Annotated in this window: 17 protein-coding genes; 12 read left to right on the forward strand and 5 right to left on the reverse strand. The window is 71.8% G+C overall.

All coding sequences use genetic code 11. The features are described from left to right. The first annotated feature begins 90 nt into the window (after nt 1-90). The 3 genes from ACWD5F_RS25775 (at nt 91) to ACWD5F_RS25785 (ending at nt 2789) form a co-directional block, all read left to right on the forward strand. Nucleotides 91-1065: an ABC transporter ATP-binding protein gene (locus tag ACWD5F_RS25775; protein ID WP_451258272.1), complete on the forward strand. Its 975-nt coding sequence runs from the start codon at nt 91-93 to the stop codon at nt 1063-1065. Between the two features lie 124 nt (nt 1066-1189). Then, complete coding sequence (locus ACWD5F_RS25780) at nt 1190-2014, forward strand: ABC transporter permease (RefSeq protein ID WP_401727344.1); 825 nt, start codon at nt 1190-1192, stop codon at nt 2012-2014. Nucleotides 2015-2048: 34 nt separating this feature from the next. After that, nucleotides 2049-2789, forward strand: a complete 741-nt coding sequence (locus tag ACWD5F_RS25785; RefSeq protein ID WP_451257722.1) for an AAA family ATPase — start codon at nt 2049-2051, stop codon at nt 2787-2789. A 316-nt stretch (nt 2790-3105) separates the two neighbouring features. Here the strand turns inward: ACWD5F_RS25785 and ybaK are convergent, their stop codons facing one another. From ybaK to ACWD5F_RS25805, 4 genes are all read right to left on the reverse strand, one after another. Next, a complete protein-coding gene (gene ybaK, locus ACWD5F_RS25790) occupies nt 3106-3612 on the reverse strand; it encodes a Cys-tRNA(Pro) deacylase (protein ID WP_451257724.1) in 507 nt (168 codons plus the stop codon). A gap of 12 nt (nt 3613-3624) precedes the next feature. Then, the gene (locus ACWD5F_RS25795; RefSeq protein WP_451257726.1) at nt 3625-4365 is read right to left on the reverse strand and encodes an LON peptidase substrate-binding domain-containing protein; all 741 of its coding nucleotides are present in this window, start codon (nt 4363-4365) and stop codon (nt 3625-3627) included. An 11-nt stretch (nt 4366-4376) separates the two neighbouring features. Beyond that, nucleotides 4377-5408: a hypothetical protein gene (locus ACWD5F_RS25800; RefSeq protein WP_451257728.1), complete on the reverse strand. Its 1032-nt coding sequence runs from the start codon at nt 5406-5408 to the stop codon at nt 4377-4379. Between the two features lie 217 nt (nt 5409-5625). Continuing rightward, nucleotides 5626-7203 (reverse strand): oxidoreductase, encoded by a 1578-nt coding sequence (locus tag ACWD5F_RS25805; RefSeq protein ID WP_451257730.1) that lies wholly within the window; start codon nt 7201-7203, stop codon nt 5626-5628. Between the two features lie 171 nt (nt 7204-7374). Between ACWD5F_RS25805 and hisD the strand changes: the two genes are divergently transcribed. Genes hisD through hisF form a run of 8 tightly spaced genes read left to right on the forward strand, consistent with a single transcriptional unit; the run spans nt 7375 to nt 13068 of the window. Continuing rightward, nucleotides 7375-8697, forward strand: a complete 1323-nt coding sequence (gene hisD, locus ACWD5F_RS25810) for a histidinol dehydrogenase (RefSeq protein ID WP_451257732.1) — start codon at nt 7375-7377, stop codon at nt 8695-8697. After that, nucleotides 8694-9803 carry a histidinol-phosphate transaminase gene (locus tag ACWD5F_RS25815; protein WP_401727337.1) on the forward strand — a complete coding sequence of 370 codons (1110 nt, stop codon included), beginning with the start codon at nt 8694-8696 and terminating at the stop codon, nt 9801-9803. The genes hisD and ACWD5F_RS25815 overlap by 4 nt, the downstream gene beginning before the upstream one ends. Next, entirely contained in the window at nt 9800-10393 is a 594-nt protein-coding gene (hisB, locus tag ACWD5F_RS25820; protein ID WP_401727336.1) for an imidazoleglycerol-phosphate dehydratase HisB, read from the forward strand. The genes ACWD5F_RS25815 and hisB overlap by 4 nt, the downstream gene beginning before the upstream one ends. After that, nucleotides 10390-10554 (forward strand): hypothetical protein, encoded by a 165-nt coding sequence (locus tag ACWD5F_RS25825; RefSeq protein ID WP_280877318.1) that lies wholly within the window; start codon nt 10390-10392, stop codon nt 10552-10554. Before hisB ends, ACWD5F_RS25825 begins: the two co-directional genes overlap by 4 nt. Then, nucleotides 10545-11192, forward strand: coding sequence for an imidazole glycerol phosphate synthase subunit HisH (gene hisH, locus ACWD5F_RS25830; protein WP_451257734.1), 648 nt, complete (start codon nt 10545-10547; stop codon nt 11190-11192). Before ACWD5F_RS25825 ends, hisH begins: the two co-directional genes overlap by 10 nt. A 3-nt stretch (nt 11193-11195) precedes the next feature. Continuing rightward, nucleotides 11196-11921 carry a bifunctional 1-(5-phosphoribosyl)-5-((5-phosphoribosylamino)methylideneamino)imidazole-4-carboxamide isomerase/phosphoribosylanthranilate isomerase PriA gene (gene priA / locus ACWD5F_RS25835; RefSeq protein WP_451257736.1) on the forward strand — a complete coding sequence of 242 codons (726 nt, stop codon included), beginning with the start codon at nt 11196-11198 and terminating at the stop codon, nt 11919-11921. Beyond that, the gene (locus tag ACWD5F_RS25840; protein WP_401727333.1) at nt 11918-12316 is read left to right on the forward strand and encodes a RidA family protein; all 399 of its coding nucleotides are present in this window, start codon (nt 11918-11920) and stop codon (nt 12314-12316) included. Before priA ends, ACWD5F_RS25840 begins: the two co-directional genes overlap by 4 nt. Further along, nucleotides 12313-13068, forward strand: coding sequence for an imidazole glycerol phosphate synthase subunit HisF (gene hisF / locus ACWD5F_RS25845; RefSeq protein WP_401727332.1), 756 nt, complete (start codon nt 12313-12315; stop codon nt 13066-13068). The genes ACWD5F_RS25840 and hisF overlap by 4 nt, the downstream gene beginning before the upstream one ends. A 54-nt stretch (nt 13069-13122) precedes the next feature. On the opposite strand, the gene ACWD5F_RS25850 is transcribed toward hisF, so the two are convergent. After that, nucleotides 13123-13758 carry a TIGR03085 family metal-binding protein gene (locus ACWD5F_RS25850; protein WP_401727331.1) on the reverse strand — a complete coding sequence of 212 codons (636 nt, stop codon included), beginning with the start codon at nt 13756-13758 and terminating at the stop codon, nt 13123-13125. 83 nt (nt 13759-13841) lie between these two features. Between ACWD5F_RS25850 and hisI the strand changes: the two genes are divergently transcribed. Next, nucleotides 13842-14285, forward strand: a complete 444-nt coding sequence (gene hisI / locus ACWD5F_RS25855; protein WP_451257739.1) for a phosphoribosyl-AMP cyclohydrolase — start codon at nt 13842-13844, stop codon at nt 14283-14285. The last annotated feature ends 9 nt before the right edge of the window (nt 14286-14294 follow it).

Genomic DNA, 14294 nt, shown 5'->3' on the forward strand with positions numbered 1-14294 from the left:
ACCCGGGAGCGGGCGGGGCTCGTCGACCCCGTACTCTCGTCCTTTGTGAGTACGCGCGCGGCACAGGCACATCGGCACGGTGGCGATGTCGTGTGCGCGGTGCGCGGACTGACCAAGACCTATCCGGCGGTACGGGGACGGCGCGGCGCGCCCGCGACACCCGCGGTACGGGCCACCGACGACGTACGCCTCGACATCCGCGGCGGTGAGATCTTCGGGCTGCTCGGGCCGAACGGAGCCGGCAAGACCACCCTCGTACGGCAGCTGACCGGGCTGATGCGGCCCGACGCGGGCCGCGTCGAGATCCTCGGGCACGACATCGTGCGGCACCCGGAGCGGGCCGCGCGGATCCTCGCCTACCTCGGCCAGGAGTCGACCGCCCTGGACGAGCTGACGGTGTCCCTGGCCGCCGAGACCACCGGTCGGCTGCGCGGCCTGGAAGCGCGTGACGCGCGGGCCGAGCGGGACGACGTGCTCGACGAACTGGGGCTCACCGCGCTCGCCGGGCGGCCTCTGAAGAAGCTCTCCGGCGGGCAGCGCAGGCTCGCGTGTCTGGCCGCCGCGCTGGTCGGGGAGCGGCCGCTGCTGGTGCTCGACGAACCGACCACCGGGATGGATCCGGTGGCCCGGCGGGCCGTGTGGGCGGCCGTCGACCGGCGGCGGGCCGAGCGCGGCACGACCGTCCTGCTCGTCACCCACAACGTCATCGAGGCCGAGACCGTCCTTGACCGGGTCGCCGTCCTCGACCAGGGCCGGGTCATCGCCTGCGACACCCCGACCGGGCTCAAGGAGCAGGTCGCCGGAGAGGTCCGGGTCGACCTGGTGTGGCGCGAGAAGGCGCCGCTGCACGTCCCCGAGGTCGCCGCGCTGCGCGAGCGGGCCGTCGAGTCCGGCCGCCGCTGGACGCTGCGGCTGGCCCCGGAGGAGGCGCGTACCGTCGTCGCCACGGTCACCGGCGGCAGCGCGTTCGCCGCACTGGACGACTTCACCCTGACCACGCCGTCCCTGGAGGACGTGTACCTGGCGCTGGGCGGCGCCGCGCGGCAGGGGTTGGTGAAGGCGTGAGCGCGCGAGCCGCCGTATCCGTATGGAACGGGGACAGGGCGGGCGAGCCTCGCGCAACGGGCTCTCGGGCCGCAACGGACGCTGAGCAGAAAACGGACGCTGAGCAGAAGGGGAGCCGCGCGACGTGAGTGTCGTACCCGCCGAAGTCCTGCCGGGCAGTGCCCTGGCCGTCGAGGAGGCCGCCCCCGTGGGCGCGGCCGAGCTCGCGCCGCGGGCCCGCCTGTGGCCGTCCCTGTGCGCGATCTACCGGGCGCAGCTGTCGCGGGCGCGGGTCGCGCGGATCCCCCTGTTGTTCGTGGCGACCTTCCAGTCGATCGGGATCATGATCCTGATGCGCGGGGTCGTGGACGGCGGCGGCGAGGCCGAGTCGGTGGTGGCCGGATCCTCCGTGCTCGTCGTGGCGTTCGTCGCGCTGAACCTGCTCGCCCAGTACTTCGGGCAGCTGCGGGCCAGCGGGGGGCTCGACCACTACGCCACCCTGCCGGTGCCGCCGGCCGCCGTGGTGCTCGGGGCGGCCGGGGCGTACGCCTCCTTCACCGTGCCGGGGACCGTGGTGACCGCGGTGTTCGGCTGCGTGCTGTTCGGGCTGCCGCTGACGCATCTGTGGGTGCTCGTCGCGGTGATCCCGCTGGCCGGGGCCGCGCTCGCCGGTCTCGGGGCCGCGCTCGGACTGCTCGCGCCGCGGCCCGAACTGGCCACGCTGCTCGGGCAGTTGGGCATGTCCGCGGCGCTGCTGCTCGGGGTGCTGCCGGCCGACCGGATGCCCGACGCGGTGCGCTTCACGCGGGATCTGCTGCCGTCCACGTACGGCGTCGAGGCCTTCGCACGTACCTTCGGGCCGCATCCCGACTGGGCCTTCGTCCTCGGTGACCTGGCCGTCTGCGGAGTCGTCGGGGTCATCTCGCTCGCCGTCGCCACCTGGGCGTACCGCCGGGCGGCCGTCCGGTGACGCGCCGCACAGACGCGCCTGGCACGATGTCAGGGTGACCGCACCGTTGACTCCGCCTCCGCCGCCGCACGAACACTCCTCGCACGACGCGTGGCAGCCTCCGGGGGCCGCGCCGGGTGGCGATCCCGGTGCCGGGCCGGGGGCCGGTCCCGGTGCCGGGTACGCGGCTTCCGCGCCGCGTGACTCCCTCTGGGACGGTGCCTACGGGCAGGACGGACCCGGGATGAAGGCCGAGCTGCGGGAGGCCGGCATCGTCGCCGTGGCGGTCGCGCTCTCGGGTGTGCTGCTGGGGGTGCTGTGGTGGTGGCTCGCGCCGCATGTGCCGCTCGTGGGGGACGTGGTCGAGAAGAGCTGGGTCGTCTATCTCGCGGACAGCGAGGGAGAGCAGGCGATCGGGGTCGACGGGACGTTCGCGTTGCTCGCGTTGGCGTTCGGGGTCGTGAGTGCGGTGGCGGTGTTCGCGTGGCGGCGGCGTGGGGGTGTGCCGTTGGTTGTGGCGGTGGGGGTCGGGGGACTGCTCGGGGCGTTGCTCGCCTGGCGGGTGGGGGTGTGGCTCGGGCCCACGGACGATGTGATCGCGCACGCGAAGGATGTGGGCAAGGGGGTCACGTTCTCCGCGCCGTTGAAGTTGGGGGCGAAGGGGGCGTTGCTGGCGTGGCCGTTCGCGGGGTTGCTCGTCCACCTGGGGCTGACGGCGTTGTTCGGGCCGCGGGATCCTGAGGTGTATCAGGCGGGGGTTGTGCCTAAGGACGGGTACGGGGCGCCGCTGTCGTAGGCGGGTTTTCTCGCCCCCGCCGCCCCTACCCGTCCCATCCTTCTGGGGCTCCGCCCCAGACCCCGCTCCTCAAACGCCGGAGGGGCTGAGTTTTCACCGACCTGGGCTTGAATCTTTCAGCCCGTCCGGCGTTTGAGGACGAGGCCGTTCAGGCCGAAGCGGGGGTCTGGGGGCGGCAGCCCCCAGAGATGGGGCGAGAGAGGCCCGTTATGCCGGGCGGTGGCCGTGGTTGGCCTTTCTGGTGCGCCACTTGCGTTTGCGGGTTTTCTTCGACATGGGTGTGGGTCTAACCGAGGATCGGGCCCGCGTCGAGGGGTCAGGCGCGGCCGATCGGGGCCAGTACCGCGCCAGTGAGGGTGGCCAGGGAATCCGGCGAGAGTTCCACCTCCAGGCCCCGGCGGCCCGCCGAGACGCAGATCGTGGAGTGGGACGACGCCGACTCGTCCAGCACCGTGGGGAGCTTCTTGCGCTGGCCGAGCGGGGAGATGCCGCCGCGGACGTAGCCGGTCGTTCGTTCCGCCAGCGTCGGGTCCGCCATCGCCGCCCGTTTGCCGCCCACAGCGGCCGCCAGCGCCTTCAGATCCAACGTGCCCACCACCGGGACCACCGCCACCGTCAGCGTGCCGTCCACGTCCGCGACGAGCGTCTTGAAGACCCGGTCCGGGGACACGCCCATCGCCTCGGCCGCCTCCTCGCCGTAGGACGGGTGGGAGGGGTCGTGGTCGTAGGAGTGGATCGTGTGCGACACCCCCGCGGACGTCAGGGCCACCGTCGCCGGTGTGCCGCCCGCGGAGGGCTGGTGCTTCTTGGACTTCTTCGCCATGGGTGCCGTGCCTCAGTTCAGGCTCGTCGGGCTGCGCGTCAGTTCCGACGCCGGTAGGGACGGCAGGTTACGGATGATCGCCGTCTCGGTGCGAAGGAGTTTCAGTTCCTCGCGGAGACGGGAGGCGATGTCCGGCGCTTGCAGCAGACGCTGCTTCGTCGGCGTGTCGAGCATGATCGCGGCGGCCACGAGGTACGAGACCACGGACGGGTCGTCGGGGAGGTCCGCGCCCGTCGACAGCGAGCGCTCCCGCGCCCCTGCCAGCCGCTTCTGATACTGGCGGAACGCCCGCAGCACCCCCTCCGCCAGCGCCCCGGCCTCCTCGCCCTGCTCCTCCGGCAGCTCCTCCACCTCGGCCGTCAGGAACGGGCCCGACGCGTCGACCGACAGCAGCCGCGCCCTGGCCGTGCCCGTGGCGAGCACCTCGAAGGTGCCGTCCGCGCGCTCCCGGATCGTCGCCGCGTCGGCGATGCAGCCCGTGCCGTGGAAGGACTTGAGCGGGTCGGGACCGAAGCCGGCCGCAGGTCCCACATCGCGCGGCGCGGTCGGGTCGGGCATGCCGGGCGCGGTCGGCGCCACTTCATGCCCGTCGCGGATCGCCACGACGGCGAACCGGCGCGGTTCGTCCTCGGGGGTCTTGAGCAGTTCGCGCATCATGGCGCGATAGCGCTCCTCGAAAATGTTCAGAGGCAGCACCAGCCCCGGGAACAACACCGAGTTCAGGGGGAAGAGCGGGAGCTGGACGGTGGTCACGGCGCAGAAGCCTAATGGTCTCCGGAGCGGGCGCGTCCGCCCCGCTCACTCCGTGGATGCCGGGGCGACGACGACAGCACCGCTGAACGGATCTCGTCGCGGGTCCTCAGGAACAGCGCGAGCGGGTCGTCCGACTGCCGGTCCCACGGGAAGGACGTGGCGTACGGGCCGATCAGCCGCAGCTGCGCGTAGGCGTCGTCCCAGCGCTCCAGGCGTACGAGGACGTACATCAGTTTGTTGCGCAGCTCGGCCGGCCAGGGGCGGGCCGCGGGGAAGCGGGCGGAGAGCGCGATCGCCCGGTCGGCCGCCGCGTCCAGCCGGTGCCGGGGCACCTCGGGGCCGCAGTCGTCGGTGAGGTAGGCCAGGACCGCGCGGGCCGGCAGCCCCTGGACCAGCGAGTCCGCGGGCGCGTCCTGTGCGGCCCGGTCGGCGAAGTCCAGGCACTCGCGGTGCGAGCCGTGCCAGAAGGCGGCGAGGTAGTTCAGGGCGGCCACATGGCAGCCGTAGTGGTGCGGGGCGCGGCGGACCGCGGCCTCCCACAGCTCCTCGAAGTACTTGTGCCCGGCGTTCGCCCCGCGCGCGTGGTCCAGCGCGATCCGCCACGGCACCGGGTCGCGGTCGTCGCCGCGCGCCGCGGCCGTGATCAGCGGGCTCACCTCGCGCAGCAGCTCCGCGCGCGCCGGGGAGGGCCAGGCCCGGTCGACGGCGAGCTGGGCCGCGACCACGCGCGCGTCGGGGTCGTTCGGGGCGGCCTCGTACCACTGCTCGAACCACTCCGCGCGTGAGCACGCGAAGGCCGCGAGACGGCGTACGCAGCGGTCGCGGCCCTCCCAGTCGGCGCCCCGGCGGGTGGCGGCGAGCAGATCGGCCGCCGGCCGGTGCTCGCCACGGGCCGCCGCGACCAGCACGGCGCCGAGACCGTCGTCGGGCACGTCGAGCAGCACCTCGTCGTCGGCCGGGAGGCCGGGGGAGAGGCGCGGCTCGGCCCGGGGTGTGCGGGCCGCGCGGCTGAAGGGGTGCAGCAGAGCCATGGTGTCGACCATTGAAGGACCGCAGGTCAGCCCGGCGCCAGATGGAGCGGGCAACTCATCGAAAGTTGTACGCGCCTAGGTCAAGGGAAGGTAAAAGGTGATGACTGTTCAACAACCGTTCGGTCGGGGCAGGCGCGAGATCTGGAGGTCATGTGCGTTCGGTGCGCATTCCGTGTGCACCCCTTGCGCGCCCGGAGACGACTCCAGGCGGCCGCCCCGACGACAGGCCCTAGTTCCGCCGCAGCAGCCGGGTCGCGCCCGCCGCGACCGTCGTCGCCAGGATCCAGCCCAGGATGATCATCGTGGCCGCCAGCCACTGCCAGCCGCCCCTCAGCTGCCAGACGCCGACCTGACCGAGGTCGATCACCGGGAGCAGCAGGTCGAGGGCGAACAGGGCCGGGTTCCACGCCGGATGGCCCCCGGCCTGCACCGGCGGATGGCTCGCGTGCGCGAACGCCACCGAGCCCGCGGCCCACAGCACCGCCATCCACACCGCGGCCCGCCCCGGCCGGTACCCGTAGGCCACCGCCCAGTCCTGCACGTACCCCCAGAGCTTGGCCGCCGGTGGCAGCGTCTCGCGGCGCCGGCGCTGCTTGGCGAGCAGCACCTCGCGCGCGTCCTCGTCCTCGCCGCCGGCCCGCAGCACGGCGGCCAGCCGCTCGTACGGCTCCGGGTTGTACTCGGCGGTCGCCGCGGCCACCCAGCCCAGCCGCTCCTCCAGCGGGAACCGGCCGGTCGGCACCAGGTTCTCGTACGCGAAGCCGCCCATCTGCAGGTTGCCGGGGGTCGGCCAGGCGCTCGACCGGTCGACCAGGTTGATCACCTTCGCGCCCGACAGGACGACCGCCCCGCGCTGCGGCCGCTCGCCCAGGAAGCGCAGTTCGGGCGTCTGCACCCGGCGCAGCGACAGTTCCTGGTCGTCGGTGAAGGTGAACCGGGCCCGTTCCAGGTCGACCGAGTCGCCGAACCGTCCGTCGTCCAGACGCACCCCGCCCTGGCACTCGAAGCGCTGGATGCGGGTCCCGCGCGCGGGCGTCGAACCGCTCAGCGCGGGGCTGCCGACGCCCGCCGGGGTCAGGTACAGGGTCCGGCCCACGGTCAGCTGGGGCGCGTTCAGCGCGAGCCGGGTGTACGGGTTGGCAAGGCGCGCCCCGCGCAGGCTCAGCGAGACGCCGACCTTGGCGCTGCGCAGGCTCAGCTCGCCGTGCGACTCCAGCAGCTCCGCCTGGAGGTCCTGGCCCACCGTCATGCCGTCGGCGGCGATCGAACGGCCGCTGCGGTCGCGGTAGACGATCGCCTGGTTGAGCAGCAGATCGGTGCCGATGTGCGCGTCGGTCAGCCGTACGCCGTTGTGGAACCGGCAGCGGGGCAGGTGCAGGTCACCCTCCGTGTGCACCCGGGCCGCCTCCAGGCGCGGCACCGAGCAGTCCACCATCCGCATGGTCTGGAACCGTGCCTCGGGCAGCAGGACCTCCCGCTCGAAACGGCAGCCGCGCAGCTCCACGTACGGCGTCACCGTGCCGCCCGCGAGGTCCAGCACCCCGCTGATCTGCACGCCACGGAGTTTCAGTGACGCCACCCGGCCGGAGAGCGCGGGCGGGCCGTCCAGCAGCAGCCAGCACACGATCCGCGCGCGTACCGTGCGCTCGGGGCCCCAGGGATGGCCGCCGTGCGGATCGTCGACGACGGTGTCCCCGCTGCTCAGGTCGTACACGCTGCCGTTGCGGAAGGCCTGCCACATGCCGGCCTCGGCGGCGGTCAGATCGTCCGGCAGATCCCCCGCGCGAATGCCGGCACCCTCAGTCACTGCTTTTCCTTCCTCCCCGTCCAGTGACGGGTTTCGCACCCCGGGTGATGCCCGCTCAGTAACGCCCGGAACACTAGACGCGACGACGATCTTCCGGGTTCCGGCCACGTTCTGTATCAGCCATTGATACGCGCGGACGACGGCCGATCGCCGTCTGAGAGAATTGGCCCCGTGATCTCCCGAATCGATCTGCGCGGCGATGCCCTCCCTCAAGGGCCCGCCCTGCGCGACCTGCTGCCCCGAGCCGACTTCGACGTCTCGGCCGCCCTGGAGAAGGTGCGGCCGATCTGCGAGGCCGTGCATCATCGGGGCGACGCGGCGCTGATCGACTTCGCCGAGAAGTTCGACGGGGTGCGGCTGGAATCCGTACGGGTCCCGGTCGAGGCGCTGCGCGAGGCTCTGGAGCAGCTCGATCCGGCCGTGCGCGCGGCCCTGGAGGAGTCCATCCGGCGCGCCCGTCTCGTCCACCGCGAGCAGCGCCGTACGACGCACACGACCCAGGTCGTGCCGGGCGGTTCCGTCACCGAGAAGTGGGTGCCGGTCGACCGGGTGGGGCTCTACGCGCCCGGCGGGCGGTCCGTGTATCCGTCGACCGTGGTCATGAACGTGGTCCCGGCCCAGGAGGCGGGCGTCGAGTCGATCGCCCTCGCCTCCCCGGCGCAGGCCGATTTCGGTGGTCTGCCGCACCCGACGATCCTCGCGGCCTGTGCGCTGCTCGGCGTCGACGAGGTGTACGCGGCGGGCGGCGCGACCGCCGTCGCGATGTTCGCGTACGGCACGGAGTCCTGCGCCCCCACGAACATGGTGATGGGCCCCGGCAACATCTGGGTCGCCGCCGCCAAGCGCTACTTCGCGGGCAAGATCGGCATCGACACGGAGGCCGGTCCCACCGAGATCGCGATCCTCGCGGACGAGACCGCCGACCCGGTGCACGTCGCCTCCGACCTGATCAGCCAGGCCGAGCACGACCCGCTCGCGGCCGCCGTCCTGGTCACCGACTCCGTGACGCTCGCGGACGCCGTCGAGAAGGAGCTGGAGCCGCAGGTCGCGGCCACCAAGCACATCGAGGACCGGATCGTCCCCGCGCTGCGGGGCAGGCAGTCCGCGATCGTCCTCGTCGACGGCGTCGACGAGGGGCTGCGGGTGGTCGACGCGTACGGCGCCGAGCACCTGGAGATCCAGACGGCGGACGCGGCGGCGGTGGCCGACCGGGTCAGGAACGCCGGCGCGATCTTCGTCGGACCCTGGGCGCCGGTCTCCCTCGGGGACTACGCGGCCGGCTCCAACCACGTGCTGCCGACCGGGGGTTGTGCCTGCCACTCCTCCGGCCTGTCGGTGCAGTCCTTCCTCCGGGGCATCCACGTCGTCGACTACACGAAGGACGCGCTGGCCGACGTGGCGCATCACGTGGTCACGCTGGCGGAGGCGGAGGACCTGCCCGCGCACGGCGCGGCGATCAAGGCAAGGTTCGGTTGGAAGGTGCCCGGGAAGTGAGCTTCGGAATCGACGATCTTCCCGTACGGGACGAGCTGCGCGGCAAGTCCCCTTACGGCGCGCCCCAGTTGGACGTGCCCGTACGGCTGAACACCAACGAGAACCCCTACCCGCTGCCCGAGGCCCTGGTCGAGCGCATCGCCGAGCGCGTCCGCGAGGCCGCCCGCGACCTCAACCGCTACCCGGACCGGGACGCGGTCGAGCTGCGCACCCAGCTCGCCAAGTACCTGACGGACACGGCGGGTCACGCGGTCGGCCGGGCCAACGTCTGGGCCGCCAACGGCTCCAACGAGGTCATCCAGCAGCTGCTCCAGACCTTCGGCGGACCCGGCCGCACGGCGATCGGCTTCGAACCGTCGTACTCGATGCACGCGCTCATCGCGCGCGGCACGGGCACGGGCTGGATCTCCGGCCCGCGCAACGCCGACTTCACGATCGATCTCGCCGCCGCCGAGCGGTGGATCGCCGAGAACAAGCCCGACGTCGTGTTCATCACCACCCCCAACAACCCCACGGGCAACGCCGTTCCGCCCGAGACGGTCCTCGCGCTCTACGAGGCCGCGCAGGCCGCCAAGCCCTCGATGGTGATCGTCGACGAGGCGTACATCGAGTTCAGCCACGGCGACTCGCTGCTGCCGCTGCTCGAAGGTCGGCCGAATCTCGTCGTCTCGCGGACGATGTCGAAGGCGTTCGGGGCGGCGGGCCTGCGGCTCGGCTATCTCGCCGCGCACCCGGCCGTCGTCGACGCCGTGCAGCTCGTACGGCTGCCCTACCACCTGTCGGCCGTCACCCAGGCGACCGCGCTGGCCGCCCTGGAGCACACCGACACACTGCTCGGGTACGTGGAGCAGCTGAAGGGCGAACGGGACCGGCTGGTGGGCGAGTTGCGGGCCATCGGCTACGAAGTCGTCGAATCGGACGCCAACTTCGTGCAGTTCGGGCGGTTCGCGGATTCCCACACCGCCTGGCAGGCGATCCTCGACCGGGGTGTCCTGGTCCGGGACAACGGCATCCCGGGGTGGCTGCGGGTCTCCGCCGGAACCCCGGAGGAGAACGACGCGTTCCTCGACGCGGTCCGTGAACTGAAGAAGGAGCAGAGCGCATGAACCGCGTAGGACGTGTGGAGCGGGTGACCAAGGAGACCTCGGTCGTCGTCGAGATCGATCTCGACGGAGCCGGCAAGGTCGACGTGTCGACAGGGGTCGGCTTCTACGACCACATGCTCGACCAGCTCGGCCGGCACGGTCTGTTCGACCTCACGGTGAAGACCGAGGGCGACCTGCACATCGACTCGCACCACACCATCGAGGACACCGCCCTCGCCCTCGGCGCCGCCTTCAAGCAGGCGCTCGGCGACAAGGTCGGGATCTATCGGTTCGGGAACTGCACGGTCCCGCTGGACGAGTCCCTCGCCCAGGTGACCGTCGACCTCTCCGGCCGCCCCTACCTCGTGCACACCGAGCCCGAGAAGATGGCGCCGATGATCGGCGAGTACGACACGACGATGACCCGGCACATCCTGGAGTCCTTCGTCGCCCAGGCCCAGATCGCGCTGCACGTGCACGTGCCGTACGGGCGCAACGCGCACCACATCGTGGAGTGCCAGTTCAAGGCGCTGGCCCGGGCCCTGCGCTACGCCTCCGAGCGCGACCCGCGCGCGGCCGGCATCCTCCCCTCCACGAAGGGCGCGCTGTGACCGGCCTGTCGACCATCCTGATCGTCGTCGGCCTCTTCCTGGTCGGCGGCATCATCTCCTTCGTCAAGCAGGAGATGCCCAAGAGCCTGATCGTGCTGCTGTCGATCGCCGCCGCGATGTGCCTGGTGGCGGGTGTGGTCCGGCTGGAGGTGTGGAATTGAGCGCGGCCAAGAAGGTCGTCGTCTTCGACTACGGCTTCGGGAACGTCCGTTCCGCGGAACGTGCCCTCGCGCGCGTGGGTGCCGAGGTCGAGATAACGGGCGACTTCGACAAGGCCATGAACGCGGACGGTCTGCTGGTGCCGGGCGTCGGCGCCTTCGCCGCCTGTATGCGGGGTCTCAAGGACGCGCGCGGTGACTGGATCGTCGGCCGCAGGCTGGCCGGCGGGCGCCCGGTGCTGGGCATCTGCGTCGGCATGCAGATCCTGTTCGCGCGGGGCATCGAGCACGGCGTGGAGACCGAGGGTCTCGACGAGTGGCCCGGCACGGTCGGACCGTTGCAGGCCGACATCGTGCCGCACATGGGCTGGAACACCGTCGAGGCACCGGCCGACTCCCAGCTCTTCGCAGGCCTGGACACGGACGCGCGCTTCTACTTCGTGCACTCCTACGCCGTCCACGACTGGTCCCTGGAAGTCCACAACGGCCTGCTGCGCGCACCCAAGGTGGCCTGGTCGACGCACGGCAAGCCCTTCGTGGCGGCCGTGGAGAACGGCGCCCTGTGGGCCACCCAGTTCCACCCCGAGAAGTCCGGCGACGCCGGAGCACAGCTGCTCACCAACTGGATCGGAACCCTCTAGACCATGGCCAAGCTCGAACTCCTTCCCGCCGTCGACGTCCGTGACGGTCAGGCCGTCCGCCTCGTGCACGGCGAGTCCGGCACGGAGACCTCGTACGGCTCCCCGCTGGAGGCCGCCCTCGCCTGGCAGCGGTCGGGCGTCGAGTGGCTGCACCTGGTCGACCTGGACGCCGCGTTCGGGACCGGCGACAACCGTGCGCTGATCGCCGAGGTCACCGGAGCCATGGACATCAAGGTGGAGCTGTCCGGCGGCATCCGCGACGACGACACCCTCGCCGCGGCCCTCGCCACCGGCTGCACCCGGGTGAACCTCGGCACGGCCGCCCTGGAGACCCCGGAGTGGGTCGCCAAGGTCATCGCCGAGCACGGCGACAGGATCGCGGTCGGTCTCGACGTACGCGGAACGACCCTGCGCGGCCGCGGCTGGACCCGTGACGGCGGCGACCTCTACGAGACGCTGGAGCGCCTCGACAAGGAGGGCTGCGCGCGGTACGTCGTCACCGACATCGCCAAGGACGGCACGCTCCAGGGCCCCAATCTGGAGCTGCTGCGCAACGTGTGCGCGGCCACCGACCGCCCGGTCGTGGCGTCCGGCGGCGTGTCCTCGCTCGACGACCTGCGCGCCATCTCCGAGCTGGTACCTCTCGGTGTCGAGGGCTCCATCGTCGGGAAGGCCCTGTACGCGAAGGCGTTCACCCTGGAAGAGGCCTTGGAGGCGGTAGCCAAGTGAGCGGTGTACGACGCGTGTCGAGCGGAGCGCCCTGGGAGGAGCAGTTCGGCTACTCCCGCGCGGTGGAGCTGCCGAACGGACTGGTGCTGGTCGCCGGCTGCACGTCGATAGTGGACGGCGAGATCGCCGGGGGCGGTCCCTACGAGCAGACGATCAACGCGTTCAAGGTGGCGGTCGCGGCACTCGAACAGCTGGGTCTGGGCCGGGACGACGTGGTGCGTACGCGCATGTACATCACGCATGCCCGGGACGTGGACGACGTCGGGCGCGCGCACAAGGAGCTGTTCGACACGGTCCGGCCCGCCGCATCGATGATCATCGTCTCCGGCTTCGTGGACCCCAGCCTGGTCGTCGAGGTCGAGGTGGAGGCGTACCGAGGGGAGTCCTCCGCATGACCCTCGCGGTACGCGTCATCCCCTGCCTGGACGTCGACAACGGCCGGGTCGTCAAGGGCGTCAACTTCCAGAACCTGCGCGACGCGGGCGACCCCGTCGAGATGGCCAAGGTCTACGACGCCGAGGGCGCCGACGAGCTGACCTTCCTGGACATCACCGCGTCCTCGGGCAACCGCGAGACGACGTACGACGTCGTGCGCCGCACCGCCGAACAGGTGTTCATCCCGCTCACGGTCGGCGGCGGTGTCCGCACCGCCGAGGACGTGGACAAGCTGCTGCGGGCCGGCGCCGACAAGGTGGGCGTCAACACGGCGGCGATCGCGCGCCCCGAGCTGATCCAGGAGATCGCCGAGCGCTTCGGCAGCCAAGTGCTGGTCCTCTCGGTGGACGCGCGGCGCACGGAGAGCGGGTCCTTCGAGGTCACCACGCACGGCGGCCGCAAGGGCACCGGCATCGACGCGGTCGAGTGGGCGCACCGGGCCGCCGAGCTGGGCGCGGGCGAGATCCTGCTCAACTCGATGGACGCGGACGGCACCAAGGACGGCTACGACATCGAGATGATCGAGGCCGTCCGCAAGCACGTCACGGTCCCGCTGATCGCCTCCGGCGGCGCGGGCCGGCTCACCGACTTCCCGCCGGCCATCGGCGCGGGCGCGGACGCCGTGCTCGCCGCGTCCGTCTTCCACTTCGGGGATCTGCGGATCGGGGAAGTGAAGCGGGCGCTCAGGGACGCGGGGCATCCCGTTCGCTAGCTGAAGAGGGGCGCCCTTCCAAAGAAGAGCGCCCTTCCGGATGCCTGGGATGCCTCAGATCCCGAGCTGCTTGGCCTCCTGGAGCTTGGCGATCGCGTTCTCGTCGCCGTCCAGCTCCACCTTGGCCACGTTCTGCCGGCCGTGGACGAACAGCAGCAGCTCCGAGGGCTCACCCGTCACCGTCACGACCGGTGCGCCCTTGTGGGCGACCGCGGTCTGGCCGTCGGGACGGCGCAGCACCAGGCCGGTGGGCGCGCCGCGGCCCATCAGCCGGGCCATGCGCTCCAGGCGGGACCACAGGGCGTCCTGGAACACCGGGTCCAGCTCGCGGGGCGTCCACTCCGGCTGCGCACGCCGTACGTCCTCCGTGTGGACGTAGAACTCGACCGTGTTGGACGCCTCGTCGAGCTGCTTGAGCTGGAACGGCGAGAAGCGCGGCGGCCCCGTACGGATGAGCTGGATCAGCTCCTCATAGGGCTTCGCCGCGAACTCCGCCATCACCCGGTCCAGACGTGGCGCGAGCTGCTTGATCATGATGCCGCCGGCCGCGTCGGCGCGGCGCTCGCGCACCACCACGTGCGCGGCGAGGTCCCGGGCCTGCCAGCCCTCGCAGAGGGTCGGGGCGTCAGGGCCCGCGGTTTCCAAGAGATCGGCGAGCAGAAGCCGTTCGCGCTTGGCAAAGGTCGACATGCTGCCAGCGTACGACCGTCCACCAAGTCCGCACAGTGGACACCGTCCCGTCACTGTCAGTGCCGCGCGGCACAATGGCACCCATGACCAGCAAGCCCCAGTCCAGCGGTCTCGACCCCGAGATCGCCGCCCGCCTCAAGCGCAGCCCCGACGGGCTCGTGCCCGCCATCGCCCAGCAGTACGACACCGGAGAGGTGCTGATGCTCGGCTGGATGGACGACGAGGCGCTGCACCGCACCCTGACCACCGGCCGCTGCACGTACTGGTCGCGCAGCCGCCGGGAGTACTGGGTCAAGGGCGACACCTCGGGGCACGTCCAGCACGTCAGGTCCGTCGCCCTGGACTGCGACGCGGACACGGTCCTCGTGAAGGTCGACCAGGTCGGCGCCGCCTGCCACACCGGCGCGCGCACCTGCTTCGACGCGGACGTGCTCCTCAAGGACGGTGCCGAGGCGCTTCTCAAGGACGGCTCCGAAGCGCTCCTCAAGGACGGCTCCGATTCCGGCTCCGCCGTCCCGAATCAGTAGGGTCAGCCG

It is taken from the genome of Streptomyces sp. NPDC002499 (assembly GCF_053595415.1).